This window comes from Pyxidicoccus sp. M15, assembly GCF_056858435.1.
This window is the reverse complement of the sequence record NZ_CM166495.1, coordinates 10,437,442-10,463,671: the sequence shown is the minus strand read 5'-3', so window position 1 is coordinate 10,463,671 and position 26,230 is coordinate 10,437,442. Positions and strand designations below refer to the sequence as shown.

Annotated in this window: 18 protein-coding genes; 10 read left to right on the top strand and 8 right to left on the bottom strand. The window is 71.9% G+C overall.

Going from position 1 to position 26,230, the window contains the following annotated elements:
- The first annotated feature begins 22 nt into the window (after positions 1–22).
- The 5 genes from ACX9TP_RS38640 to ACX9TP_RS38620 all read left to right on the top strand — a co-directional run bounded on the left by ACX9TP_RS38640 (position 23) and on the right by ACX9TP_RS38620 (position 9,989).
- Entirely contained in the window at positions 23–910 is an 888-nt protein-coding gene (locus ACX9TP_RS38640; RefSeq protein WP_482975680.1) for a ferredoxin reductase domain-containing protein, read from the top strand.
- A gap of 77 nt (positions 911–987) precedes the next feature.
- Positions 988–3,996, top strand: coding sequence for an NAD(P)-binding protein (locus ACX9TP_RS38635; protein ID WP_482975679.1), 3,009 nt, complete (start codon positions 988–990; stop codon positions 3,994–3,996).
- A gap of 150 nt (positions 3,997–4,146) precedes the next feature.
- Entirely contained in the window at positions 4,147–7,710 is a 3,564-nt protein-coding gene (locus tag ACX9TP_RS38630; protein WP_482975678.1) for a Kelch repeat-containing protein, read from the top strand.
- A 43-nt stretch (positions 7,711–7,753) separates the two neighbouring features.
- Positions 7,754–9,418 carry an OmpA family protein gene (locus ACX9TP_RS38625; RefSeq protein WP_482975677.1) on the top strand — a complete coding sequence of 555 codons (1,665 nt, stop codon included), beginning with the start codon at positions 7,754–7,756 and terminating at the stop codon, positions 9,416–9,418.
- Between the two features lie 154 nt (positions 9,419–9,572).
- Positions 9,573–9,989 carry a hypothetical protein gene (locus ACX9TP_RS38620; protein ID WP_482975676.1) on the top strand — a complete coding sequence of 139 codons (417 nt, stop codon included), beginning with the start codon at positions 9,573–9,575 and terminating at the stop codon, positions 9,987–9,989.
- Between the two features lie 33 nt (positions 9,990–10,022).
- Here the strand turns inward: ACX9TP_RS38620 and ACX9TP_RS38615 are convergent, their stop codons facing one another.
- The 6 genes from ACX9TP_RS38615 to ACX9TP_RS38590 form a co-directional block, all read right to left on the bottom strand.
- Positions 10,023–11,474, bottom strand: coding sequence for an FAD-binding oxidoreductase (locus tag ACX9TP_RS38615; RefSeq protein WP_482975675.1), 1,452 nt, complete (start codon positions 11,472–11,474; stop codon positions 10,023–10,025).
- Positions 11,475–11,651: 177 nt separating this feature from the next.
- A complete protein-coding gene (locus tag ACX9TP_RS38610; RefSeq protein WP_482975674.1) occupies positions 11,652–14,363 on the bottom strand; it encodes an ATP-binding protein in 2,712 nt (903 codons plus the stop codon).
- Between the two features lie 8 nt (positions 14,364–14,371).
- Complete coding sequence (phnD, locus tag ACX9TP_RS38605) at positions 14,372–15,349, bottom strand: phosphate/phosphite/phosphonate ABC transporter substrate-binding protein (protein WP_482975673.1); 978 nt, start codon at positions 15,347–15,349, stop codon at positions 14,372–14,374.
- Between the two features lie 85 nt (positions 15,350–15,434).
- Positions 15,435–17,066, bottom strand: coding sequence for a sensor histidine kinase (locus ACX9TP_RS38600; protein ID WP_482975672.1), 1,632 nt, complete (start codon positions 17,064–17,066; stop codon positions 15,435–15,437).
- 248 nt (positions 17,067–17,314) lie between these two features.
- Entirely contained in the window at positions 17,315–18,460 is a 1,146-nt protein-coding gene (locus ACX9TP_RS38595) for a TIGR02266 family protein (protein WP_482975671.1), read from the bottom strand.
- A 16-nt stretch (positions 18,461–18,476) separates the two neighbouring features.
- A complete protein-coding gene (locus ACX9TP_RS38590; RefSeq protein WP_163998034.1) occupies positions 18,477–18,851 on the bottom strand; it encodes a response regulator in 375 nt (124 codons plus the stop codon).
- Positions 18,852–18,933: 82 nt separating this feature from the next.
- Between ACX9TP_RS38590 and ACX9TP_RS38585 the strand changes: the two genes are divergently transcribed.
- Positions 18,934–20,328, top strand: coding sequence for a M20/M25/M40 family metallo-hydrolase (locus ACX9TP_RS38585; RefSeq protein WP_482975670.1), 1,395 nt, complete (start codon positions 18,934–18,936; stop codon positions 20,326–20,328).
- A 110-nt stretch (positions 20,329–20,438) separates the two neighbouring features.
- The gene (locus tag ACX9TP_RS38580; protein WP_482975669.1) at positions 20,439–21,443 is read left to right on the top strand and encodes an SMP-30/gluconolactonase/LRE family protein; all 1,005 of its coding nucleotides are present in this window, start codon (positions 20,439–20,441) and stop codon (positions 21,441–21,443) included.
- A 161-nt stretch (positions 21,444–21,604) separates the two neighbouring features.
- Here ACX9TP_RS38580 and pip read toward each other — a convergent pair whose 3' ends face one another.
- Entirely contained in the window at positions 21,605–22,573 is a 969-nt protein-coding gene (gene pip, locus ACX9TP_RS38575; protein WP_482975668.1) for a prolyl aminopeptidase, read from the bottom strand.
- 244 nt (positions 22,574–22,817) lie between these two features.
- On the opposite strand from pip, the gene ACX9TP_RS38570 reads away from it, so the two are divergent.
- Positions 22,818–23,009, top strand: a complete 192-nt coding sequence (locus ACX9TP_RS38570; protein ID WP_482975667.1) for a hypothetical protein — start codon at positions 22,818–22,820, stop codon at positions 23,007–23,009.
- A 49-nt stretch (positions 23,010–23,058) separates the two neighbouring features.
- Here the strand turns inward: ACX9TP_RS38570 and ACX9TP_RS38565 are convergent, their stop codons facing one another.
- Positions 23,059–24,273 (bottom strand): small ribosomal subunit Rsm22 family protein, encoded by a 1,215-nt coding sequence (locus ACX9TP_RS38565; protein ID WP_482975666.1) that lies wholly within the window; start codon positions 24,271–24,273, stop codon positions 23,059–23,061.
- A gap of 125 nt (positions 24,274–24,398) precedes the next feature.
- Between ACX9TP_RS38565 and ACX9TP_RS38560 the strand changes: the two genes are divergently transcribed.
- Positions 24,399–25,427, top strand: coding sequence for an ABC transporter ATP-binding protein (locus ACX9TP_RS38560; protein WP_482975665.1), 1,029 nt, complete (start codon positions 24,399–24,401; stop codon positions 25,425–25,427).
- Positions 25,424–26,227 carry an ABC transporter permease gene (locus ACX9TP_RS38555; RefSeq protein ID WP_482975664.1) on the top strand — a complete coding sequence of 268 codons (804 nt, stop codon included), beginning with the start codon at positions 25,424–25,426 and terminating at the stop codon, positions 26,225–26,227. The genes ACX9TP_RS38560 and ACX9TP_RS38555 overlap by 4 nt, the downstream gene beginning before the upstream one ends.
- Positions 26,228–26,230: the final 3 nt, after the last annotated feature.

Below are 26,230 nucleotides of genomic sequence, written 5' to 3'. Positions count from 1 at the left end.
GGTTGCGCTAAGGGAAGGGGGCATGAGCGCCGAAGCCACCGTGTCGCGCAGCAGGAAGCCCGTGGAGTACGAGGTCACCGTCGCCCGCGTGCGCATGGACACGCATGACACGGCCACGCTGTTCCTCGACTTCGGCGGCGCGCCGCTGGACTACAAGGCCGGCCAGTTCATCAACATCGACCCGCACCAGTTCCCCGCGCTCGGGCGGCTGTCCGCATACCTCCAGGAGCAGAAGGGCCGCAAGGAGCCGCAGCGCTCGTACTCGCTCGCATCCGCGCCGCACGAGCCGCTGGTGGCCATCACCGTGAAGGACGAGGAGTTCATCCCCGGCCTCACCCGCTACCCGCCGCTCTTGTCGCCCTTCCTCGTGCACGGCCGGCTCACCGGCGCGCGGATGAAGGTGCTGGGCTTCATGGGCCCGTACGTGCTGCCGGACGACGTGGAGTCGCGCACCGAGCACATCGTCCACCTCGTGGCCGGCTCCGGCGCGGTGCCCAACTTCGCCATCCTCAAGGACGCGCTCCACCGGAAGCTGAAGCTGCGCCACACCTTCGTCTTCTCCAGCAAGACGTGGGGCGACGTGCTCTACGGCGAGGAATTGGAGTCCCTGGCGCTCAACCACCCGGACCGCGTGCGCGTGGTGCACACGCTCACCCGCGAGACGGACGAGTCACGCTTCGGCGCCCACGTGCGCAAGGGCCGCGTGGCGGAGGCGCTGCTGGAGGAGCTGATTCCGGACCGCGACACCTGCCTCGTGTACGCGTGCGGCCCGGCGATTACGCCGTGGGACCGGCGCAAGGCGCTGGAGACGCGCACGCCCGCCACGCCGCGCTTCATGGAGACGGTGCTCGGCCACCTCCACGCGCTGGGCATCGGGGACAAGCGCATCAAGCGGGAGACCTACGGGTAGGCCGCCACGGCTCGAGGCGGGCGCGCCGCTTCGTGCCTCCCTCGACACTTCCAGTTGCGTCTGGAAGGTTTGTCGTCATGCCTCCATTCCAGAATCCCGCCACCCCGGACGCGCCCACGGCGCGTCGTGAGAAGGTGGCCATCCTCGGCGGAGGCATGGCCTCGCTCTCGGCCGCCTTCGCGCTGACCGATACGCCGGCGCTTCGCGCGCGCTACGCGCTCACCGTCTACCAGGACGGATGGCTGCTCGGCGGGAAGGGCGCCAGCGTCCGAAACCGCGAAGCGCACGGGCGCATCGAGGAGCACGGCCTGCACGTCTGGCTCGGCTACTACGAGAACGCCTTCACGCTGCTGCGTCGCTGCTACGAGGAGCTCGGCCGGCCTCCCGGCGCCGCGATGCGCACGCTGCGCGACGCCTTCATCAAGCACGGCGCCATCACCGTCGGGGAGAAGACCCGTCGCGGCTGGGAGCACTGGAGCGTCTCCTTTCCGGAGACCTCCGAGTGGCCCGGCGAAGGGCGTCCATTCCCGGGGGCCGGGGAGGCCATCCGCGGCGCCGCGGTCCACGTGCTGCGGTATGCGCTCGCCTGGTGGAAGCAGGGGAAGGGCACGCGCCCCGAGGTCGCCGACGTGGCCGGGCAGCTCGGGGGACTGCTCAAGCGCGTGCTCGCGCTGGAAGGCTCGCTGCTCGTCGGCGAGGCGGCGCGGGGCCTCGCGGACGGTGTCCGCTCACTGCTCGAGCGGCTCCGCTCCCTGGCGCGGCGTGATTTGGAGGCGGACACCGAGCTGCGGCGGGTGTGGGTCGTCCTCGAGTTCAGCGCCGTCTCGCTCATCGGAATCCTGCGCGACGGCATCCTCGGACCGGATGTCGACGTCGAGGCGCTCGACGCACTCGAGTACAGCGACTGGCTCCGCAAGCACGGCGCCTCCGAGCTGACGGTGTCGAGCGGGCTGATTCGCGCCTTCTACCACCTCGCCTTCTGCGACGGCGACGGGGCGGGCGCGGGGCTCGCCGTCCTCGGCATGCTGCGCATGTTCACCTGCTACCGGGGCGCGGTCTTCTACAAGATGCGCGCGGGCATGGGAGAGACGGTCTTCGCGCCCCTGTACGAGGTCCTCCGCCGGCGCGGCGTCCGCTTCGAGTTCTTCCACCGCGTGCAGCGCCTGGAGCTGTCCGCGGACCAGCGGCGCGTGGAGCGCGTCGTCATCGACCGGCAGGCCACGCCCACGGACGGCACCTATCACCCGCTCATCGACGTGGGCGGGCTGCCGTGCTGGCCGGAGCAGCCCCTCTACGGCCAGCTCGTCGAGGGCGAGGCGCTCTCCCGGCACGGCGCGGGCCTCGCCTCCTTCTGGAGCGAATGGACTCCCGTCGAGCAACGGACGCTGCGGCGGGGCGCCGACTTCGACCGCGTCATTCTCGGCATCTCGGTGGGAGCGCTTCCGTTCGTCGCCTCGGAGCTCATCGCCGCGAGCCCGAGGTGGCGGCGCATGGTGGAGCACGTCAAGACGGTCCGCACGGTGTCGGCGCAGCTCTGGACGACCGAGCCCCTCGCGCCGCTCGCCTCCAGCACGGACGCGCCCGTGATGACCGCCTACCAGGTGCCGCTCGAGACCTGGGCGGACATGACACACCTCATCCCCATCGAGGGCTGGAAGGCGGGGGATGGCGTCCAGGGCATCCTCTATGTCTGCGGCCAGCTGGGGCACGGCGATGACCCCGTCGCCGCGAGCGACCCACGCGTCGGCGACCGGGCGATGATGGAGGCCGTCACCCGCGGCGCCGTCGGAGAGCACCTCGCGCACCTGTGGCCGCGCGGAGCCGACGCGCGCGGGGGGCTGCGGTGGGAGCTCCTCTTCGATGCGGAAGGGCGCACGGGCCCCGAGCGCCTGCGCTCGCAGTACCTGCGCGTCAACGCGGACCCCTCGGACCGCTACGTGCTGTCGGTGCCGGGCTCGCAGAAGCACCGCATCGCCCCCGACGCTTCGGGCTTCGAGGGCCTGGTGCTGGCGGGTGACTGGACGCGGACCGGCTATGACCTGGGGTGTATCGAAGCGGCGACGATGTCCGGCCTGATGGCGGCGCGGGCGCTCGGCGCGGAGGTCTCCATCATCGGCGAGGTTCCGCGGCCACGCGCCGTTCCGGAGGTCTCCCTTCCCCTCTACGTCGACCGCCCGGGCGAGATGTCACTGCGCTCGCCCTATGTGATGGAAGACGTGTGGCTGACCGCGCTGGTGCTGCGGGCCCGGCAGGGCGCGCTCGGCGCGCTGTTGGACCGGTACCTGAACGTGCCGGCGCGGGGGCACGTCCGGTACGTGCCCGCGGCGCCCTTCGTCGTGCTCACCTCGGCCTTCGCCGGGCGCGCCTTCTCCGGAGACCCCGAGCATCGCCGCCTCGGCTACATGCCGGAGACGGACATCGCCTTCTGGGTGCCGGCCTGGGCCATGCGAGCGGGGAAGGGCGGGCTCATCCCCGAGCGGCTGGTCTGGTTCATGCCGCACGTCTTCGTCACGACCGGGGCCGCCGCGGCCGCCGGGCGCGAAATCTACGGCTTCCCCAAGAGCGTGGTGGACGTGGAGGTGCGCCGCTCGGGCCGCGCGCTCGAGCACCTGTCGGTGGTGGGGGAGGTCCTCGCGCGGCACGCCCCCGAGACGCGCGGCGGGAAGGCCCGCATCCTGGAGGTGACACGGAGTGATGCCACCCCCGCGCCGGTGCGCTCCGTCTCCGAGGTCATCGGAGAGCTCATCCGGCCGATAGACCCCTCGGGCGGGTGGGCTTCGTCGCTCGCGCGGAGCTTCGCCGTGGATGACGTGACGATTGCGTTCCTGAAGCAGTTCCGCGACGTCCAGCACACCGACCGCGCCTGCTACCAGGCCATCATCGAGGCGAAGGCCTCCGTGCGTGAGTTGCGCGGCTATGGCCCCCTTCCCGGCACGTTCCAGGTGAGCTGGGGCGACCACGCGAGCCACCCCTTCGCGAGCGACCTGGGCCTCGAACCTGGAGGGCAGCAGGCCCTCGCGGCCACCTGGGCCGAGTTCGACTTCGTCATGGAGTCGGGCCGGGAGCTCTTCCGCGCGGGGGGGTGACCCTCCCCGGCACCGTGTCGAAGCATGCGTCGTACATGCTGTCGACCCACATGGTCTGATTTGGAGGGGGGGGGCCGGCCTACTCCATTCATCGCATCGGCCTCTATCGAGTGTATAAGCCTGGATGGCCCTCGAATTGGAGTCCATGTGATGCTGTTACATCGCAATGTCCGGAGCAGCGTCCTGGCGCTCGTGGGGAGCGCGCTCCTGCTGCTGTCCTGCGCGAAGGAGGCCCCGGCGCCCGCTGACGGCAACGCCGAGGCGTCCATCGCCGCGCCCCTGGCGGTGGCTCCCGGCTGGACCCCGACCGCGCCCATGCCCTCCGCGCGCGGGCAGCATGCCGCCGTGCTGCTCGGCTCCGGCAGGCTCCTGGTCATCAATGGCGTCAACAGCACGGGCTTTGTCACCACCGCGGACCTCTACGACCCGGCCACCAATACCTGGACCTCCGCAGGAGCGCCCGGCCTCCTGGGCAACGTCACGCTGGCCGTGCTCCTCTCCAGCGGCAGGGTGCTCGCGCTGACGGATGGGTCCGCGGTCGGGCGCATCTACGACCCCGTGACGGGCGCCTGGACGGCCACGGGCCCCATGGCGGCCACCCGCGGCCTGCCCACCCTCACCGTCCTGGACTCGGGGCGGGTGCTGGTCGCCGGTGGCACGGGGAGCGGAGGCGTCCGGCTCACCTCCGCCGAGCTGTATGACCCCGCCACCAACACGTTCTCCCCCGCCGGCAACATGACCCTGGGCCGGAATGGGCACTCCGCCACGCGGCTCCAGGACGGCCGGGTGCTCGCGGTGAGTGGCTTCGGCGGGGCCGGTGAGGTCCCCGGCGCGGACCTGTATGACCCCGCGACGGGGGCCTGGACCGCCGCCGCGGCACCCATCGTCCCGCGGCACTACTTCACCAGCACGCTGCTTCCCGATGGCCGCGTGCTGATTGCCGGCGGCTTCGCCGACGCCAGCGCCACGACTCACGCGGAGCTGTATGACCCTGCGAGCAACACGTGGACCGCCACGGGCAGCCTGGCCTTCGCACGCTCGGGCCACATGGCCACGCTGCTGCCGGATGGCCGGGTCCTGGTCAGCGGCGGCTCCGAGTTCAACGCGGCTCCGCAGCAGGTCTCGGAAATCTATGACCCCGCCACCGGGCTGTGGTCCGCCGGGGGCACGATGGGGGCCGGGCGGGAGAACCACACCGCGACGCTGCTGCCGTCCGGCAAGGTGCTGGTCGCGGGCGGCTTCACCCAGGCGCCGGGCACGACCTTCTTCGCGAGCACGGAGCTCTACGACCCGGGCGTCAATGCGTGGACTCCGGCCGGCGCGCCAGGCGGCGCCCGGGTGGACCCCGTGGTGGCCCTGCTGCCCACCGGCCGCGTCCTCCTCGCGGGAGGTCGCGACGGCGGAGGCGTCGCCCTGGCCTCGGCGCAGCTCTATGACCGGGCGGCCAACACCTGGTCGTCCGCGGCGGCCCTCTCCATTCCCCGCGAGCGCGCCACGGCGACCGTGCTGCGCACGGGCGCGGTGCTCGTCGTCGGCGGCCTCAGCGGGGGGGCCTCGGTGGCCTCCTCAGAGCGCTACGACGCGGTCGCCAATACCTGGAGCCCGGCCGCGGCGCTCGCCGGCACCCGGCACTTCCACACCGCCACGCTCCTTCCCGACGGCCGGGTGCTCGTCGTGGGCGGGCAGCGCGACGCCACGGTGCTCGCGACGGCGGAGCTGTATGACCCCGCCGCCAACACGTGGGCCCCGGCGGCCTCCCTGGCCACGGCCCGGTCCGCGCATGCCGCCGCGCTGCTTCCCAACGGCCGGGTGCTCGTCGCCGGAGGGCGCAACGGCGGCGGCGCGGCGCTCACCACGGCGGAGGTGTACGACCCGGCCACCAACACCTGGGCTCCCGCCGCCGCACTGGCGCAGGGCCGCGAGGGCCTCACGCTGACGCTGCTGCCGTCCGGGCAGGTCCTGGCGGCGGGCGGGCTCTCGGGCGCCACGGGGCTCAGGTCCACGGAGCTCTATGACGTCGGCACCAACACGTGGGCCGCCGGGCCCGCGCTCTCCGAGGCGCACGGGTACCACACCGCGACGCTCGCGCCCTCGGGCAAGGTGCTGGTCGCGGGCGGCCTGAGCGTGCCGGGCACGTCCGCCATTTCGGCGGAGGTCTATGACTCCACCATCCGCGACTGGACGGTCGTCAGCGCCCCGTCTTCGCGCGGAGGGCTCGTCGCCGTGGCCCTGCCCTCGGGCGAGGTGCTGCTCGCGGGGGGCAACGGGGCGACGGGCGCGGAGCTGTACGAGGACACCGGCGCGCAGCCCGCGTGGCGTCCGGTGGTGAGTCAGCCGGACGTCCTCGTCCTCGCCTGTCCGAGCACCCTCCAGGGCCTGCGCTTCCGGGGCATCTCGGGTGCGAGCGGCGGCACCTACTCCGACTCCCCGACGGACTTCCCCCTGGTGCGCCTGCGGGGCGCCGAGGGCGGGCAACTGCGAACGCTTCCCGCCACGGCCATGTCCGCCACGAGCGCGACGGTGGTCGTCCCCGCGGACGTCCCTCCGGGGCCGTATGCGCTGTCCGTCTTCGCCAACGCCATTCCGGGTGGGCGCATGGTGACGGTGGCCCCCAATGCCGCGCCCACGGCGCAGGCCCAGACGGTCTCCACGGGCCCTGGCGTCCCCGTTGCCATCACCCTCGTGGGGACGGACCCGGACGCGGGGCAGACGCTGAGCTGGACGATTGTCACGCCTCCCCAGCACGGGACGCTGAGCGGCACGCCTCCGAACCTCACGTACACGCCCGAGGCCGGCTACCAGGGCCCCGACAGCTTCACCTTCCGGCTCCGGGACTGCGGCCTCGACAGCAACGTCGCCACGGTGGACATCAGCGTCACGAACACGCCCCCCACCATCACCTGCCCCGCGGACCTCGTGAGTGAAGCGACGCGCCCGGACGGCGCCCAGGGGAACTGGCCGCCCGCCACCGCCACCGACGCGGAGACCGCCAACCCCACCATCACCTATTCGCCTCCCAGCGGGAGCACCTTCCCCTTCGGGAGCACGACTGTCACGGCCACGGCGACGGACGGCTCGGGCGCCACGGCGTCGTGCACGTTCCAGTTCACCGTCGTGGACACGCGGCCCCCCTCGCTCAGGTGTCCCGCGTCGCAGCGGGTGGAGGCCACGAGCGCCTCGGGGGCCACCGCCACCTGGGAGCCGGTGACGGCCTCGGATTCCGTCACGACCAATCCCACCGTGACGTCCTCGGCGGCCCCGGGCAGCACCTTCCCGCTCGGCACCACGGACGTCACCGTCACCGCCACGGACGCCGCGGGCAACACGGCCACGTGCACGTTCCAGGTCATCGTCGCGGACACCACGGACCCGTCCGTGACGTGCCCGGCGGACGTGCAGGTGGCCCCGCAGGCGGCCTCGGGCACGCCCGTGACGTACGAGCCCCCCGTGGTCTCCGACGCCGTCTCCGAGCCGACGGTGGTCGCCTCGCCGCCCTCGGGCAGCAACTTCCCGGCGGGGACCTCGGTCGTCTCCTATACCGCCACGGATGCGGCCGGTAACTCGGCGCAGTGCACCTTCCAGGTGATGGTGCAGGCCCCGGTGGTGTCCATCGCCGGAGGCGGCTGCCAGAGCACGGGCAGCGGGACGGCCTCGTCGCTGGTGCTCCTGGTGGCAATGGCCTTGTGGAGCGGACTGCGCCGTCGCCGCTCCTGAACAGCTCGCACGAACCCCCCCTTCTTCGCGAATGGACCTCTCCTTGCGTACACAGGCTCCGTGCCGGGCGCTGGCCGCGCTGCTGGCCGTCTTCCTCGCCCCCGCCGCTCTGGCCCAGAGCGCCGGGCCCATCATCCCCATCGATTTGGAGCGCCTGCGCTTCAATCCCGCGGGCACCGACTCGATGCTCGTGGACACGGGCCACGTGCTCCCCGAGGGCGGCTTCCGGCTGATGCTCATGGCCGGCTACGAGCGCGGCATCCTGGTGCTGGAGGGCAGTGATGGCGTGGAGCGCCCCATCATCGACTACCGCGTGTCGGGCTGGCTCGCTGGCGCGTGGTCTCCCGTCGACCGGCTGGAATTGTCCGCGAAGCTGCCCGTCATCATCACCCAGGGCGGCAACGGCGCGGATGAGCTGATTGGCGTGACGGAGCCGAAGTCCTTCGGGCTCGGGACGCCGGAGCTGGGCGCGCGCGTCGCGCTGCTTCGCCGCGAGGACGGGGCACCGGTGTTCCTCGGCCTGGGACTGGACGTCGGGCTGCCCGGCGGGACGGCGAGCGCGTTCGGCCGGCAGGACGGCTGGGCCGGCTTCCAGGTCGCGCCCCGGGTGGCCGTGGGCCGCGAGGTGGGCCCGGTGTCGCTGGGCGCCAGCGTGGGCGTGAGGATTCGCTCCACGGAGGTCGAGCCCGGCCGCGACTTCGGCAGCGAGCTGGAGCAGTCGCTGGTGGTGGCCACGCGCGGCGAGGGCCTGCGCGCCGAGGTCGCCCTGCAGGCGGCCGAATCCTTGGTGGAGCCGGATGTGGCGCTGGAGCTGCTCGGGGGCCTGCGGCTGCCGGTGGGCAGCGGCTTCGAGGCGTTCGCCCTGGCGGGGCATGGCTTCACGGACATCCCGGGCACGCCGTCGCTCCGCATCAACGCGGGCATCGCCTGGGCCCACACGCCGCCTTCGCGCGAGGACCCGTGCAAGGGCGGACGGACCCACACGCCCGAGCAGTGCCCGGACCTGGACGACGACGGGGACACGGTGGCCAACGGGCAGGACCGCTGCCCGCTGGAGGCCGGCGCCGTGGACAACCAGGGGTGCCCGGACCGCGACTCGGATGGGGACACCGTGGTGGACCGCCTGGACGCGTGCCCCAACGAGCCGGGGCTCCCTCGCTACAAGGGCTGCCCCGCGCCCGACGCGGATGGGGATGGTGTTCCGGACGACGAGGACGCGTGCCCGAAGGAGCCGGGCGTCGCGGCGAATCGCGGCTGCCCCGTCCAGGAGGAGAAGCCCACCGAGGCGCCGCCTCCCGAGCCTCCGCGCGAGGAGCCGCCGCCTTCCGAGCCCGCGGCCGACCCGGCCGGACCGCCGATGGACCACCACGTCCTCTTCCCGACGGGACAGTACGAGCTCCAGGACGAGGAGAAGCAGCAGCTGGATGCCATCGCGGACCACCTGAAGGCCCACCCGCGGCTGTCGGTCCGCATCGAGGGGCACACGGACAACACCGGTCCGGAGGCGCTCAACCGCAGGCTGAGCCAGCAGCGCGCCGACATGGTGCGCAGATATCTCATCCAGCGCGGCGTCGCGGGCTCCCGCCTGGTCGCCAGAGGGTACGGGGCCGACCGCCCCTTGAACGGGAATGGCACCCCCGAGGAGCAGCGCGAGAACCGCCGCGTGGAGTTCGTGACGAAGTCCTCCGGCAAGGCTCCGAAGCGCTGAGCCGGCCCCCGCGAAGGCCCGCGGGGTGCTTCCAGGCAGGCTGCCAGGGCAACGGCGACCCGGTTTCACCGGGTCGCCTCACCCTCTACCATGGGGGGTGGACGCCCGCGCCCGCGCAGCACGCCCCCTCCGTGCGCCGTCCTGGAGCCTGACCGTGACGCCCGAGCAGCATCTGGAGACCTTCTACCGAGCGAATCGCGAGCGCGCCGTCGAGTACTTCTACGACAGACTCTGCGAGGCAAAGCTCAAGTCCTACGTCGAGGCGCCGCGCGAGCCCACGCTGGCGGCGGTCGGGGCGGCCTTCGACAACCTCATCAACGGGCTCGTGAACCGGACGCCCGAGGCGTACGTCGAGAGCCAGACCGCGGCGTTCAAGAAGCGCATCGCGGCCGGCGTCTCCCCGAAGGACATCCTCGGCGGGCTCAAGTCGGCGGAGACGGCGATGGCCTGGCTCATCGAGCAGGCGAGCGTGGAGCGCCCCGAGTTCGGTCCGCAGCTCAAGCGCGTGGGTCAGCAGTACCTGCTCATGACGCACATGACCGCGATGGCCATCCGCAGCTACCAGCCCTGAGGCGTCCCCGGCGCGCGCGCCGGCGGGGCCGCCTCAGTGCGGCAGCTCCGCGGCGCCTCCCGTGGGCTGGATGTTCTGATTCACGTGGAAGAGGTTGTCCGGGTCGTACCGGTTCTTCACCTCCACCAGCCGGGCGTAGTTGTCGCGGTACGTCGCCTGCACCCGCTCCTGGCCCTCTTCCATCATGAAGTTCACGTAGGCGCCGCCCGCGGAGTAGGGGTGCAGCGCGTTCCAGTAGTCCTTCGTCCAGGTGGAGATGTCCTGCGCCTTGCCCGGCGAAGGGTCCACGCCGACGATGACCTCGGCCCAGCGCGCATCCCGGAAGCTGAACGCGGTGTCGCCGGGGCCCACCCGGTGCACCGCCCCGTCGATGGGGTAGAGGTGCATGGTGGAGTGCATCGTCGGCAGCCGCTCGGCGAACTCCACGTGCCGGGCGATGGCCGCGTCTGGCAACTCCCGCACGAAGTCCGCGCGCCAGTACCACTGCAGGCCGGGCGGGTAGAGCCCGTCGAAGGCGCTCTGCAGGACGGGGTAGGGCATGGGGTGCACGCCGAACAGCGCCGGAGCGAGCGCCCGCACCGGCGCGAACATCTCATCCGCGTGCGCCGGGTCCCCGGTGTAGCACCACACCACCCCGCACATCTTCTGGAGGTGCAGGTGCTCGGGGAAGGGCGGTCCGGGCGGCACGGTCATGAAGGCGAAGAAGCCGCTGAGCTCCTCGGGCGCGGCCGGGAGGAACTCGCGGTACCACTGCATCACCTCCGCGGCGCGCTCCAGGGGCCAGAGGGTGGGCCCGCCGACGATGGTGCCCACCGGGTGGGCCCGGAAGAGGAAGGAGGTGACGACGCCGAAGTTGCCGCCGCCGCCCCGCACCGCCCAGAACAGGTCCGGGTGCTGCTCGGCCGTCGCGGTGACGAAGCGCCCGTCCGCGAGCACCATGTCCACGGCGAGCAGGCTGTCGATGGTGAGGCCGTAGCGGCGCGAGAGGTAGCCCAGGCCGCCGCCCAGGGTGAGCCCGCCCACGCCCGTGGTGGAGATGATGCCCGAGGGGACGGCGAGGCCGAACGCGTTCGTGGCATGGTCCACGTCGCCCCAGACGCTGCCACCGGAGACGCGCACCGTGCGCGCGCTGGGGTCCACCCGTACGCCCCGCATGCGCGACAGGTCCGCGACCAGCCCTCCCTCGCAGATGCCCAGGCCGCCGCCGTTGTGCCCACCGCCGCGGATGGCCAGGGTGAGCTTCTGCTCGCGGGCGAAGCCGACCGTGGCGATGACGTCCGCCACGTCGGCGCACCGGGCGATGAGCGCCGGGTGCTTCTGAATCATGGCGTTGTAGACGCGGCAGCTCTCCTCGTAGTCGGCATCCCCGGGCCGGACGAGCCCGCCCCGCAGCCGGGCCCGAAGTTGCTCCACCAGGTCAGGCGTCATGCCGGGCGGAAGCCCGCCGCCCGCCCGTGCGTTCGCACGCTGGGTGTCCAGGGTCATGGTGCTCTCCCTCCGAGGGGCGCGCGGTTGGGCGCGTCCCCGCACCTCCCAAGCTAGGAATGGCCGGTGCGCGCCCGGGCAGGCACGCGGGGCGGGGCGCCCCGGCACGCCTCGCGCGGTGGCGGCGGGTGCGACGCTCGGCGGCTCCGACGGCGTGAAGCTGGCGCCGTGCCCGCTTCAGCACGCCGCCTGGCTCTCCCCGCCAGACTCCAGGCCCTCCTGGTGCCGCTCTGCGGCCGGCTCCGTGGGCGACTCCGGGTCCACCGGCAGCTCGACGACGAAGGTCGTGCCTCCGCCTGGCGTGTCCTCCACCTGGATGGTGCCGCCGTGCGCCTGGACTATCTGCCGCGTCACGTAGAGCCCGAGGCCGAAGCCGGAGATGTTCGTCCCCCGCACCGCCCGCTCGAACACCTGGAAGATTCGCTCCCGGTCCTTCGGCGCGATGCCCGGCCCCTGGTCCTGCACCATCAGCCGCACCCGGTCCTCCCGGGCCCGCGCGGACACGAGCACGGGCCTGTGCTCGCCATACTTGATGGCGTTTCCCACCAGGTTGGCGACCACCTGCTCGATTCGGGGGCGGTCCCACCGCGCGTGGATGGGCCCGTCCTGCTCGAAGCGGATGGGGATGCGGCCCCGGGACAGCTCGTCGTCGAACCCCGCGAACACGTCCCCCACCACCTCGGACAGCTCCACGTCCGCGAAGCTCAGCTCCATCCGCCCGGTGAGGATGCGCGACACGTCGAGCAGGTTGTCGATGTGCTCCCGCAGCCGGTTCAGCTGCCGGTCCGCCAGGCTGAGCAGCCGGGTGATGCGCGCGGAGTCCGGCGCCGGCCTGGAGCGCAGCGCCTCCCGCTCGACGGACTGCAGGTGCAGCTTGAGCGACGTGAGCGGCGTCTTCAGCTCATGGGAGGCGATGGAGAGGAACTCCTCGCGCGCCTGCGTCGCCTCGCGTGAGCCGCGGTAGAGCCTCGCCGCGTCGATGGCCAGCCCCCCGCGCTGGGAGACCTCCTCGATGAGCGCCAGCTCCGCGTCGGAGTACGCCGGGCGTCCCGGCTCCGGGTAGAGCACGTACAGGCCCAGCACCTCGCCCCGCACGCGCAGCGGCGTCACCCAGGCGGGCGGGGCGCCCGACGAAGGCACCCTGGCGGGGGCACACGCGCCGTGCCCGTCACGCACGGCCGCGAGCCATCCCGAGAGCTGCTCCGGGGAGGCCTCCAGCCCCTGCTCCCGCTGGCGCCGCTCCCGTTGCGCGTCCGCGTCGGCGAACACCGTCCGCCAGTGCGAGCCTCCCTCGTCCGAGGGCTCCTGGACCAGGAGCACGCAGGTGCGCGCCAGCGAGGGGATGAGCAGGTGCGCCACCGTGTCGAGCGTCACCTCGAAGTCCAGCGAGGAGGCGAGCCGGCGGCTGGTGTCCGACAGCAGTCGCAGGGCCTCTTCCGCCCGCTTCCGCTCGGTGATGTCGGTGGCGATTCCGCACACCGCGTGGATGGCCCCGGTCGCGTCCTTGAGCGGGAACTTCTGCATCAGATAGGTGTGCGGCCCGTCGGGCCCCGGGAAGACGTCCTCGGACTCCAGGCGCACGTCCTCCTCCAGCACCTGACGGTCCAACGTCCGGAAGCGCTCCGCCACCTCCGCCGGGAACAGCTCCGCGTCGGTCCTGCCAATCAGCTCCCCGCGCTCGCGAGTGCCCAGCACCTCCGCGAACCGGCGATTGATGCTGAGAATCCGCCCCCGTGCGTCCTTCACGCAGATGAGGGCCTGCGAGCCCTCGACGAGCGCGCTGACGATGTGCATCTGTCCCGCGCGGTGCGCCGCCTCGAGCAGCCGGGCCTGGGTCTTCCGCAGCGCGGCCTCGGCCCGCTTCCGGGGGGTGATGTCCACCACCGTGCCCTCGATGAGGTCGCGGTCCGGGTACCGGGAGGCCGAGAGCGCCAGCCAGCGCAGGCCTCCGTTCCCGTCGGGAAGCTCGACCTCGTACTCGCGGGCCCCGCTGCCCCCGGCGGCGAGCTGGTCGCGCAGCGTCGCCGCCGTCGCTCCGAGCGCATCGTCCAGGGACTGGCCTTTGAGCCCGGCCGGCTCCGCCTGCCCGAACAGGTTCGCCGCCTTCCGGTTGGCGCGGACGAAGCGGCCGCCGGACACCTGCCACAGCCCCACGAGCGCACCCTCGAACACGGCCCGGTGCATCTCCTCGCTCCGCCGGACGGTCCGCACCGAGACATCCAGCGGGAGCACGACGCGGTGGTAGACGAACAGCAGGAGCCCGGTGAACAGGACCAGGCCCGCCAGGAGCGTGGCGCCCTGCAGCCAGCGCAGCCGCTCCAGGGTCTGGTCGCTCCTGCGCTGGAGGCGGGCCACGTACCGGTCGGTCTGCTCGACGAGGAGTCCGGACTGCTTCTGGATGTGGTCGATGTGCGGGTTGTCCGTCAGGTCGCCACGGTCGGAGCGGAGGGCCTTGACGCCCGCGTACTCCAGGTCGTGGAAGCCCTTGTCGAGGGCCCTCAGGGCCTTGCTCATGTCCGGGTCCCTCGTCGCGGGAACGGTGACCTGGAAGCCGCTCGTCTCCACGGTGTCGCCCACGAGCAGGGCCTCCACGCGCTCGTGGAACCGGCGGGCGGTCCGCTGCGCCTTCGCGCGCTCATCCAGGAGCCGCCCCCAGTCCCGCTGGGACAGCCCCACCAGGGCCAGGTTCGTCTCGCGCGTGTACCGCTCGGCCAGCATCCGGAGCGAGCCCGCGACGTTGAGGATGGCGGCGTCCGCGCGCTTGGACCGGGACACCTCGGCCAAGAGTCCCTGCGACACGCCGAGGAAGAGCAGGAACAGGGAGAGCAGCAGGGCAATCCTCAACATCAAGCCGGACCGCAGGTGAGCCAGGTCTCTCCCGAAGCGCATCGCGTCCCTCACCTGAGGCCCAGGAATCCGGTCCGCTGCGCGAGCGCGTGACGACGGCGGATTCCATCGTAATGAGCGTCCTCCACGGGCACGAAGCGGCTGAGCAGCGCCGCGTCGAGAATCCGGCGTCCCTCCGCGTCCTCGTGCATGTGCGTCAGCGCGAAGCCCAGGCGCCTGCGCAGCTCGGGCTCCATCTTCGTGGAGACCACCACCGGAGGGCTGGCCTCGGGGCCCAGCGACTTCAGCACCCGGACCTGGTCGGCGGCCCCGAAGTGCATCTGCCGGTCGTAGTCGAGCACCATGCTGTCGACGAAGCTCGCATCCGCCTTCCCGCTCGCCACCATCCGGATGGACTCCTCGTGCGAGCCCGAGCGGAGGACCTTCCCGAAGAAGCCCTCCGTGAGCCCGCGCTCGATGAGGAAGGCGCGGGGCATGTTGTAGCCGGAGTTGGAGTTCTCCTCGTTGTAGACGAGCGTCGCGCCCTTCAGGTCCTCGAACCGGTGGAAGCCGCTGTCTTCCCGGACGATGAGGTCGGAGAAATAGAGGGGCTGATTCCCGTAGCGGGGGGTCTTCACCACCGGCGCGGCCAGCACGTCGACGAGGGGCTCGGGCCGGTCATGCTTGAGCACGTAGGGGTAGCCACAGATGAAGGCCACGTCCACGGCACCGTCGTCGACCATCTCGTCGATGGTGCCGTAGGAGAAGCCGCTCACGAACTCGACCTGCCGGCCGAGCTGCCGCGAGAGCCAGTCCGCGAGCTGCGAGTAGACGCCGATGCCCGACTCGGACACGAACGCCGCGCTCATCGCGATGCGGATGGGCGGCCCTGCGAGGCGCTGCTCGCGAGGCGCGGTCTCCAGCACGGGAGCACCTGGCTGCCCGGCGGAAGGCGGGCCCCGCGCGTCCTCGCTCCCGGTACACCCGGAGAGCAACAGGACCCAGCCGAGCAGCCCCAGGGCCAGCGGCCCCCTCACGAATCGCGACATCACGTTCCCCCGGTATCTGGGGAAACATCGTCACAGCGAGGACTTCTGCCGAGGGCGAAGGGAGCGTCCGGCCGCTTCCGTGGCGTCAGGGGGCGGGGGCCCTGCGGCCCGGCTCCGCGGGCAGCCACAGCTCGAAGCGGGCGCCGCCGCCGTGCCGGCCCGTGGCGCGCACGGTGCCCTCGTGGGCGAGCACCACGCGCCGGACGATGGCCAGCCCCAGCCCGCGCCCGTTGGCGCGGGTGAGGAAGAAGGGCTCGAAGATGCGGCGCGGGTCGACGTCGGGGATGCCGGGGCCCTCGTCCTCCACCACCAGGCACACGCCGCCGTCCGTGGGCGCCACGGACATGCGCACGCGACCGCCGGTGGGGGACGCCTGCACCGCGTTGCGCACCAGGTGCGTCACCGCGAGCTGGAGCAGCAGCTCGTCGCCTTCGATGGTGGGCGTGTCGGGGGCCTCGTCCACGGTGAAGCGAAGCGTGGGCGCATCCGGCGGGCCGTGGAGCTGCCCGAGCGCGCGGCGCACCAGCTCACCCACCTGGACGGGCCGGGGGCGCGGCTCCAGCGGGCGCACCACGTCGAGCAGGTCCTTGACGATGTCCTCCAGCCGGATGACCTCCTCCTCCAGCATGCCCACCGCGGCCTGGCCGGTGGGGCCCAGGTGGGCCTCGCGCCGCAGCACCGCCACCGCGTTGAGGATGGCGCCCAGCGGGTTGCGCACCTCGTGGGCCACCACGCCCGCGGCCTCGCCCAGCACCGTCAGCCGCTCGCGTGCCACCAGCTCGTTCTGGAGGCGGGACACCTCCTCCAGCCGCACCGCCAGCGTCTGGTGGTGGCGCACGTTCTCCAGCGCGCCGCCCAGCAGCTGCGCGAACAGCTCCAGCGTGCCCGCTCCCGCGGGGGTGAGCGTGGTGCCCTGCACGGAGAGCAGGCCGAAGGGCGCGTCGTCGACGAGGATGGGGGCGTCCAGCGCCTGGGTCTCAGGCGGGCTGAGCTTGCGGATGTTCTCCACCACCTCCGGCGGGTGGATGCGGCTCACCGTGGCGAAGATGTCCGGGTAGAAGGCCGCCTTGCGCCGCTGCAGCACCTCCAGGAAGTGCGGCACGGCGGCGGTGGGAATGCGCACGTCGCCAATGGGCATGCCGTAGAGCTTCTCCGCCGCGGCCACGCTGGCGGCGTTCTGGCGCATGGGGCCGTGCCGGAAGATGTCGCCCTCCAGGCGCATGACGGCGACGTAGAAGCCCTGGCGGTGCACGGCGTCCACGGCCTTCTCCAGCACCGCCTGCTCGTTGCGGCAGTGCAGCATCTCCGCGGCGGCCGTCGCGAGCGCCCCGGTGAGCCGCCGCACGGAGTCCTCGCCCGCCGCGTCCTGCATCAGCACCAGGGTGTCTTCCGGGACGAGCCCCGGGGCGTGGTGCACGCTCAGGGTGTGCTCCTGCCCGTCGGCCCGCCGCACGCGCACCCACCGGGGCTGCTCCGGGCGGGGGCCTCCCCGGGAATACGCCTCATGGAGGGGTTCCACCCAGCCGCGCTCCTCGGGGACGAAGCGGGCGATGAGCTGGGTGACGGGGGTGGCGAGCAGCTCGGCGACCGGGGTGCCGAACAGGGTCGCCATCGCGGCATTGGCGTGCAGCAGGTGCTCGCCGCGGACCACCGCGGCGGCAATGGGGAGCCCGTCGAGCAACCGGTAATCAGCAGAGGGGGAAGACACGGCCGTCATCCTGGGGGGCACCCCGGGCGTCCGCAAGCGACTCCCGGCGAGGCTCGCGCGGCTCTGTGCAATGGGTTTCGTCGTACCCCGTAGGAAAGGGCGAGGGGCAATACCGGAGGTACCGACAATGAGCTTCCTGAGCGTGATGGGCCGCGATGACCTGGAGTTGAAGGCGGTGATGGCGGTGATGGCCGCCTTCGTGATGACCGGGGCGGTGTTCCTCGGACAGATGCTCTAGCCGAGACCCACGCCCGGTCTCACTTCTTCACGGGCTTCGCGCGGACGAGGAACTTCTGGATGAACTCCTTCTCCTCCGCGCGCAGGTGGCTGAGCCGCAGGCCGTAGCCCCGCGGGTTCTTGCCGTCCTCCAGCGAGTTCTCCCAGATGACGGAGCTGCGCAGCGTCATCACCCGCGCCGGGTCATCGAAGCGCAGCGTCAGCTCCACCTGGGTGCCGAGCCGCAGCGGCTTGTCCGTGGCGATGAAGAGGCCACCCGACGACAGGTTGATGATGCGGTGGTCGGTGAAGATGCCCGCGTTCTGCAGCGACACGCGCACGTCGGCGTGGATGCGGTCGTCGGAGCGCCGCTCCAGGCCCACGAACTCGGCGGCGGAGTACGCGGGCGCCGCCGTCGCCTTGCGCACGGACGGGGACGGCGCGGGCGAAGGCAGCGTATGCGTGCGCTGGGGAGGCGCGGCGGAAGGCGCCGGCTGCGGGCGCATCACCGGCGTGGGCGCCGCCGCGACGGGCGCGCGCGCGGGCATGGGCGCCGCGGAGGCCTGCACCACCGGAGGCGGGCGGGCCGGCATCACCGGCGTGGCCGCCACCGGAGGCGCCACGGGCGCCCTGGCCGGAGCCACGGGCGCCACCACGGGCGCGACGGACGGCGCGGCGGCGCCATTCAGGTCCAGCCGGGGCGGCGCGGGGCGGGGCTGCTGCGCGCCCTGCGTGTAGAGCGCTTCCGCCTCGCGCATGCGGCGCGAGAGGAACTCGAAGATTTCCGCCGACACCTTCTTCAGCTCCGGATGCGTGTCCGGGGACATGTGGTCCGGCGTGAAGCGCTTGGCCATGCGGAAGTAGGCCAGGCGCAGCTCGTCCAGGCTCCCGTGCGGCTTGACGCCGAAGATGTCGTGAGCGGACAGGTTCTGCAGGCCGCGCAGCTGCGTGCGCAGCCGCTCCGCCTGCTGCTGCTCCACGGACTGCGTGGGGCGCGCGGCGGCGAACAAGTCACTCAGCTCGGGCAGCTCCTGGAGGGCCACCCAGGTGGTGCCGTCCCGCGAGGCCCGCACCGCCGCCTTCAACCGCCCGGAGGCGATCAGCTCTCTCAGGGCCTGGAGGGCCAGCGGCCCCAGCACGCGTCCGAGGTTGTCCGCAACCCAGTAACCGACAGCAGGAGACGACACGCAGACACCCCGTGAATCAGTGAGCCAGCGCCTGGCGCACGGCCGAGGCGATTTCCAGCGGGTGGAAGGGCTTGCCCACGAAGCCCACGGCGCCCGCGGCCATTGCCTGCTCCACCACGGGCTCGGCGTCCATGCTGCTGATGACCAGGACACGTGTTCCCGGCGAGACGCTCTTGATGGCCCCCAGCACCTCCAGGCCGCTCTTCTTCGGCATGAACAGGTCCAGGAACATCACCGCCGGCTTCTCGCGAGCGGCCACCGCCAGCCCTTCTTCTCCGTCCGCGGCCTCGAGCAGGCGCAGCTCGATGCCTGTCTCGGAGATGACGTCCTTGAGGATGCGGCGCACGAAGCTGTCGTCGTCGACGAGCAGCAGAGTCGGGGTTTCAGCCATGGCGCCGCATGATACGCGGACCTCGAAACATCCGCGCGGGGGACGTGCAGCGCCTGCCTGCCTTTTGGGTTATGGGGGCCGCATGTCCACCGACAAGGCACTCTTCCACTTCGAGTCCCAGAAGCACGCCTACCTCGAGGACCTCAAGGCCCTCGTACGGATTCCCAGCGTCTCATTTCCTGGCTTCGACGCGGCCGAGGTCCGCCGCGGCGCCGAGGCCACCGCGAAGCTGCTGAAGGACCGTGGGTTTGAAAACGTTCAGCTCCTCGAAATCGAGGGGGCGCATCCGTACGTCTACGGGGAGGTGCTCAAGGCACCGGGCAGGCCCACGCTGCTGCTGTACGCGCACCACGACGTGCAGCCGGCGGGAGATGCGAGTGCCTGGAAGAGCCCGCCCTTCGAGCCCGTGGAGCGGGACGGCCGCCTGTACGGGCGCGGCTCGGCGGACGACAAGGCCGGAATCGTCGTGCACACGTCCGCGGTGGACGCGTGGCTGAAGGGCGCGGGCCGGCTGCCCCTCAACGTGAAGGTCATCATCGAGGGGGAGGAGGAGATTGGCAGCAACCACCTGTCCGCCTTCCTCCAGAAGCATGCGGCGCTGCTGAAGGCGGATGCCATCGTCCTGACGGACACTTCCAATTTCGACACGGGGCTGCCGTCCATCACCACCGCGCTGCGGGGGCTCGTCACGGTGGACGTGGAGGTGCGGGGGCTGAAGCAGGCGGTGCACTCGGGGATGTGGGGCGGGCCGGTGCCGGACCCCGTCATGGCGCTGTGCCGGATGCTGGCCACGCTGACGCACCCGGACGGCTCCATCGCCATTGAAGGCATTCGCGAGAAGGTGCGGCCGCTGACGGACGCGGAGCGCGCGAGCATCCACTCGCTGCCGGGCAACGAGGCGTACTTCCGCGAGCAGGTGGGCCTGTTGCCGGGGGTGCAGGTGCTGGGCGGCGGGCAGCACCCGTTCGAGATGAACTGGCGGCAGCCGAGCATCGCCATCAACGCCATCCAGGCCAGCAGCCGCCGGGACGCGCGCAACATCATCTGCGACTCGGCGTGGGCGCGCGTGGGCATCCGCATCGTGCCGGATTTGGAGCCGCGCGACGTGGAGCAGCGGCTGAAGGACCACCTGCGCAAGGTGTGCCCGTGGGGGCTGGAGGTGGACTTCCACACGGAGGGCGCGTCCGGCTGGTGGTACACGGACCCGTCGCACCCCGCGTTCCAGGCGGCGTTCCGCGCGCTGGAGAAGGGCTACGGCGGCAAGGCGGTGGCCATCGGCTGCGGCGCGTCCATTCCCTTCGTGGAGCCCTTCGCGCGCGAGCTGGGCGGCGTGCCCGCGCTGCTCATCGGCGTGGAGGACCCGTACACGTACGCCCACTCGGAGAACGAGAGCCTGCACCTGGGCGACTGGGAGAAGTCCATCCGCAGCGCCATCCACATCTACGAGGAGCTGGCCACGGCGCTGGGCGGCCGCTGAGGTCCTGCCCTCCGGTGGGGGCGATATGTCCGTTTTCCCTTCGCGTTGATTCGCGTGCGGCCCGTCCGGTGGGGCGGAGTCGCGCGCGGGACAACAAAAGGGGACCGGACATGAAGGGCTTCGTGTGGCGTCGGGCCGCAATGGCGGTGGTGTGCTCGTTGCTCGGCTGTACCGCGGAGGTGACGCCGGGTTCCGTGCAGGAGGCACGGGCCGCGAAGCCCTCGGGAGCCGTCGAGGCGTCGCTCGCCACGGAGCGGCCCAGGTTCCCGGACAAGCTGCGCATCTTCAGCAGGGACTTCTTCCCCGAGGGCGTGGCGCACGCGGCGGACGGCACGTTCTACGTGGGCAGCTATTCCACCGGGCAGGTGGTGCGGCAGAGGCCGGGCCTGCCCGTCATGGAGCCGTTCATTCCCGCCAACGGCCGGGCCGTGGCCGGCATGAAGGTGGAGGACGCCACGCGGACGCTGTGGCTGTGCGAGCTGGACCTGACGCAGGCCACGCCCGACAATCTCCGGGCATATGACTCGCGCACGGGCGCGGCGCGCGGGGCCTGGCCGCTGCCGCTCGGGGGCGGGTGCAACGACGTCGCGCTGGACGCGGCGGGCAACGTGTACGTCACCGACTCGTACCTGGGCGTGGTGCGCCGGCTGAAGCGCGGTGGCTCGGCGCTGGAGGCGTGGGCAACGGACGCGCGCTTCCTCGCGCCTCCGGGCTACCCCGGCCTCAACGGCGTGGCATGGCAGGGCGGCTCGCTCTACGTCGCGAAGTACGACAGCGGGGAGTTGTTCCGCATCGGCATCTACGCGGACGGCTCGGCCGGCACGGCGACGCGCCTCACGACGAATGCGCCCATCGGCCTGCCGGATGGCATCGTCTTCCTGACTCCGGGCGTGCTGCTGGTGGTGGACAACGACAATGGCAAGTTCCTGCGCCTGGACCTGTCCGGTGACACGGCCGCGGTGACGTTGCTGGCCACCGGCCTGGACAACCCCACCACGGTGGCGCTGCATGACGGCGACGCGTTCGTCGTCGAGTCCCAGTTCGACCACTTCTTCGGCATCGACCGTACGCCGGCGGACGTGCCTTTCGTGGTGACGCGCATCTGGCTGAGGTAGACCCGGTGACCCAGGGAGGGGGCCCGCATGGCCCCGGCTTCGGGAGTGGATGCCGGCGTCGTCGCCAGCTTCGTGGCGGCCATCGCGTTCGAGGTGCTGATGCCGGTGGCGGTGGTGCTGTGGGCCCGCCGCCGGCTGGGCGTGGCGTGGAAGGCCCGTGGCTACCGCGCCCTGAAGCGGTCCGTGGCCTCCACCAGCGCGGACGTGTTGCCGGGCTCGTTGGCGGAGTGGCCCGCGTCCGGGACGATGACGAGCTCCGCCTCCGGCCACGCCTTGTGCAGCGCCCAGGCGCTCTCCGGCGGACACACCACGTCGTATCTCCCCTGGACGATGACCGCGGGGATGTGGCGGATGCGGTGCACGTCGTCGAGCAGTTGCGTGTCGCTGCGCAAGAAGCCCTTGTTGACGAAGTAGTGGCACTCGATGCGCGCGAAGGCGAGGGCGAAGGTGTCCCCGGCGTTGCGCGCCACCAGCTCCGCGTTGGGGTACAGGCAGCTCGTGCGGCCCTCCCACACGCTCCACGCGCGCGCGGCCTCCTGCTGCGCCTTCGTGTCGCCGCCCATCAGCCGGCGCGCGTAGGCGGAGAGCAAATCGCCGCGCTCCTCGGGGGGAATGGGCGCGAGGTAGTGCTCCCATGCATCCGGGAAGAGGGCGTCCGCGCCGCGCTGGTAGAACCAGTCAATCTCCCGCTGGCGCAGCAGGAAGATGCCGCGCAGCACCAGCTCCGTGACGCGCTCGGGGTGCGTCTGCGCGTAGGCCAGCGCCAGCGTGCTGCCCCACGAGCCGCCGAAGAGCTGCCACCGGTCGATGCCCAGGTGCTCGCGCAGCCGCTCCATGTCGGCGACGAGGTCCCAGGTGGTGTTGTCCTCCAGGCTCGCGTGCGGGGTGCTCTTCCCGCAGCCGCGCTGGTCGAAGAGGACGATGCGGTACGCCTCCGGGTCGAAGAAGCGCCGCTGCCGCGGGTCCGTCCCGCCGCCCGGGCCGCCGTGGACGAAGACCACCGGCTTGCCGTGCGGGTTGCCACACTCCTCGAAGTACACCTCGTGGAGCGATGACACGCGCAGTCGCCCGGTGCGGTAGGGCTCCAGGGGCGGGTACAGCGTACGCAACGGCTTGGAAGAGGCGGACACGGGACTCGCTTCTCACGGATAGGGGGCTTTGCCTTCACCGTACCAGAGCGCCCCCGTCCGCCAGACACCCCTTCACCTCCGCGGCGGCTCCGCCCCGAGGGCAGGGAGACGTCCGTCAGTGGACGCTGGCCCGCTCGCCCTCCAGCCCCTCGGGCTGGATGTGACGGCGAAGTTGCCCGGCCGCAACGCTGACTTTGCGGGCGACGTGGACACTTCCGTGGACTCCCAACCCCCGGAGCGTCCCATGAACATCGCCTCCCTGATGAACCCCCCGAAGGCGCGCGTCACCCCGGCTCGCGAGCCCCGGCTGCGGCTCGTGCGCGTGCAGGCCGCCGTCCTCGCCCAGGGCGCGTGGAGCGCGATGAAGGACAGCGTGCACGCGTTCCGCCACATGCGGGACGTGCTCACCGGCGGCTACGCCGACGTGCGGCCGTAGCGTCCGGAAGAAGGGCCCCGGGCCCGTGGAGACAGGGGCCGGGACAGTCTCAGGAGGGCGCGCCCGGGCTCGGGCTGGTTCCCGGGCTCTTCGGCGCGTCCTCCTTCGGCGGCGGAGGCGGCACGCCCTTGCCCGCGGGCGCCACCATCCGCACCTCGGTCCGGTCATCCAGCGCGAGCCCGTCGCCCTTGGGCTCCGTCTCCGTCACCGAGATGACGTCCCCGCGGTGGAGCTGCATGAAGCGCTCGTTGCGCTCGTTGCGGTGCCGCTCCTGCATCGCCAGGCCCACGCGCCCCTCGGGGCCGCAGCCGATGTAGCGCTTGCGCCCCTTGCCCTCCAGCGGCTCGGAGACGATGCGGAACAGCCTTCCGGGCGGCAGCTCCGGCCACGCCTCGCCCTTGGGCGCCAGCACGAGGTAGCTCATCTTGAGCGCCTCCTTGTGCAGGCTCGCCGCGCGCGCAATCTCCTCCACCACCTTGGGCATGGGCCAGGGCCGCTCGGCGTGGCACCAGTCCGTCTCCTTCACCAGGGCGGGGCACGCGCCCCGGTACATGCACGGCGCGCGCACCGCGTAGCCGCGCTCCACCATGGCGTCGCGCACGTGGAGCAGGCCGCGGCTCGTCTCGCGCAGCGCGGGCTCCATGACGAGCAGGCTGCCGCCGCGCTTCACCTTCGCCAGCGCCGCCTCCAGCAGCGCCGCGCGCGGGGCCGTGGCCGAATCCCCGGTGCCGTACAGCTCGTTGATGACGTGGCCCATCGTAATCAGGTCGAAGTTGCCCTCCGGCAGCGCCGCGCCCTTCTTCGTCGGGTCCCAGTCGCGCGTGGCCAGCGCCTCGCCGGCCTCGGTGGCCAGACTGCGCGCGAGGTTGAGGGCCGCCTTGCTGCGGTCCGCGGCCGTCACCTCGCCCGCGCCCGCGTCCAGGGCCGCGAAGGCCACCGGGCCCGGGCCGCTGCCCAAATCGAGCACCTGCCGGGGACGATTGGGTAGCTCGCCCAGCACCTGCCGCGCCTGGGCGTAGGACACCGGCCAGTAGAAGAGCAGGTAGGCGCCGAGCAGGCGCGGGTCATCCATGTACCGGGCGCCGGCGAGCTGCCGCTCCCGCGTCAGGCCGAGCGAGAGCTGGCGGACGCCCGCGCCCACCTCCTTCACCTCCTGCGGCGTGAGGCGCGTCTCCGGCCCTTCGCCCCTGCCGCGCGAGGCGCGCCACACGGCGATGAGCCTCGGCATCCACCGCTCCAGGTCCTTGCTGTACGCGTTGCTCATCCCGCCGGCACCTTCACACCGTGGCGCGCCACCCGGGGGCGGCCACGTCAATCCGTTGTCATCCCGCCAAGGCTTCAACGGGAAGGTCGCCACCCGGGGGCGACCGCGTTAAACCCTGGTCCCACATGATTTCCGTCCGCGGCCTGCGCAAGCACTACAAAGTCCACAAGCGGCCACCGGGCCTGAAGGCGGCCCTTCGCTCGCTCGTCCACCGGACCTACACCACGGTGAAGGCCGTGGACGGTATCTCCTTCGACATCCGTCCGGGCGAGCGCGTGGGCTTCCTGGGCCCCAACGGCGCCGGAAAGACGACGACGCTCAAGGTGCTGTCCGGGCTGCTCCACCCCTCCGAAGGCGAGGTGTCGGTGGACGGCCACGTGCCGCGGCTCCGGGAGGAGGCCTTCCTCAAGAAAATCATGCTCGTCATGGGGCAGAAGCAGCAGCTCCTCTGGGACCTTCCTCCCGCGGAGACCTTCGAGCTCAACCGCGCCATCTACGACGTGCCCGCCGCCCAGTACAAGCAGACGATGGAGGAGCTGATTGCCCTGCTCGACATCGGGGACCTCATCGGCAAGCCCACCCGGCAGCTCTCCCTGGGCGAGCGGATGAAGTGCGAATTGGCCGCGGCGCTCATCCACCGCCCCCGCGTGTTGTTCCTCGACGAGCCCACCATCGGCCTGGACGTGTCCATGCAGGCCACCATGCGGACGTTCATCAAGGACTACAACGAGAAGTACGGCGCCACGCTCATCCTCACCAGCCACTACATGGACGACGTGGCGGCGCTGTGCCCCCGGGTCATCGTCATCGACAAGGGCCTCTTGTCCTATGACGGCAGCCTGGACGCGCTGGTGCAGCGCATCCGCCCGGAGAAGCGCGTGGTGCTGCGGCTGTCCGAGCAGGTGGACGCCGCGCGCCTAGCCCCGCTGGGCGGCAAGGTGGTGACGCACGAGGCCGGCACCGCGGTGCTCCAGGTGCGCCAGGAGGCCGTCAACGCCACCATCAGCCGCGCGCTGGCGGGGCTGCCGGTGACGGACCTCACGGTGGAGAACGCGCCGCTGGAAGAGGTGATGAGCGAGCTGTTCGCGGAGAACAAGGCCCGCCGCGAGGCGGCGGCCCACGAGACTCCGGCGGGCGCGTCGGTGCCGGCATGAGCTTTCGCAACACGATGCGCGCCATGCCCACGCTGCTCAAGGTCGGCTTCGCCGAGGCGGTGGCCTACCGCGCGGAGATGCTCATCTGGGTGCTGTCCACCACCATGCCGCTGGTCAACATGGTGCTGTGGATGGCGGTGGCCCGCAACGCGCCGGTGGGCCGCTTCGGCCAGGCGGACTTCGTGGGCTACTTCCTCGCCACCTTCGCGGTGCGCCAGCTCACCAGCTCCTGGGCCGCGTGGCTCATCAACTGGGAGGTGCGGCAGGGGACGCTGTCCATGCGCCTGTTGCGCCCCATCTCCCCGCTGTGGGCCTACGCGGCGGAGAACATCGCCGGCTTCCCCATGCGCCTGATGGTGGCGGTGCCGGTGACGGTGCTCGCCGTGGTGCTGGTGGGCAGCAAGGCGGTGCCCCAGCACGCGTGGCAGTGGGGCCTCTTCGTGGTGGCGGTGCTGGGCGGGTGGGCCATCACCTTCCTGGCCAACGTCGCCATCGGCGCGCTGAGCTTCTTTCTGGGCAGCAGCCAGAAGGTGATGGAGGTGTGGCTCGTCCTGTTCTTCGTCTGCTCCGGGTACATGTACCCGGTGGAATTGCTGCCCGCGGGGCTGCGCACCCTCATCAACTGGCTGCCCTTCCGCTACCAGATGGGCCTGCCGGTGGAGCTGATGACGGGCGCGCACGGCTGGCGCGAGGCGCTGATGCTGTTGGGCGCGCAGTGGGCCTGGGTGGCGGCGCTGGGCGTGCTCACCGCGGTCGTGTGGAAGCAGGGCGTGAAGCGCTTCGCGGCGTTTGGAGGGTAGGGG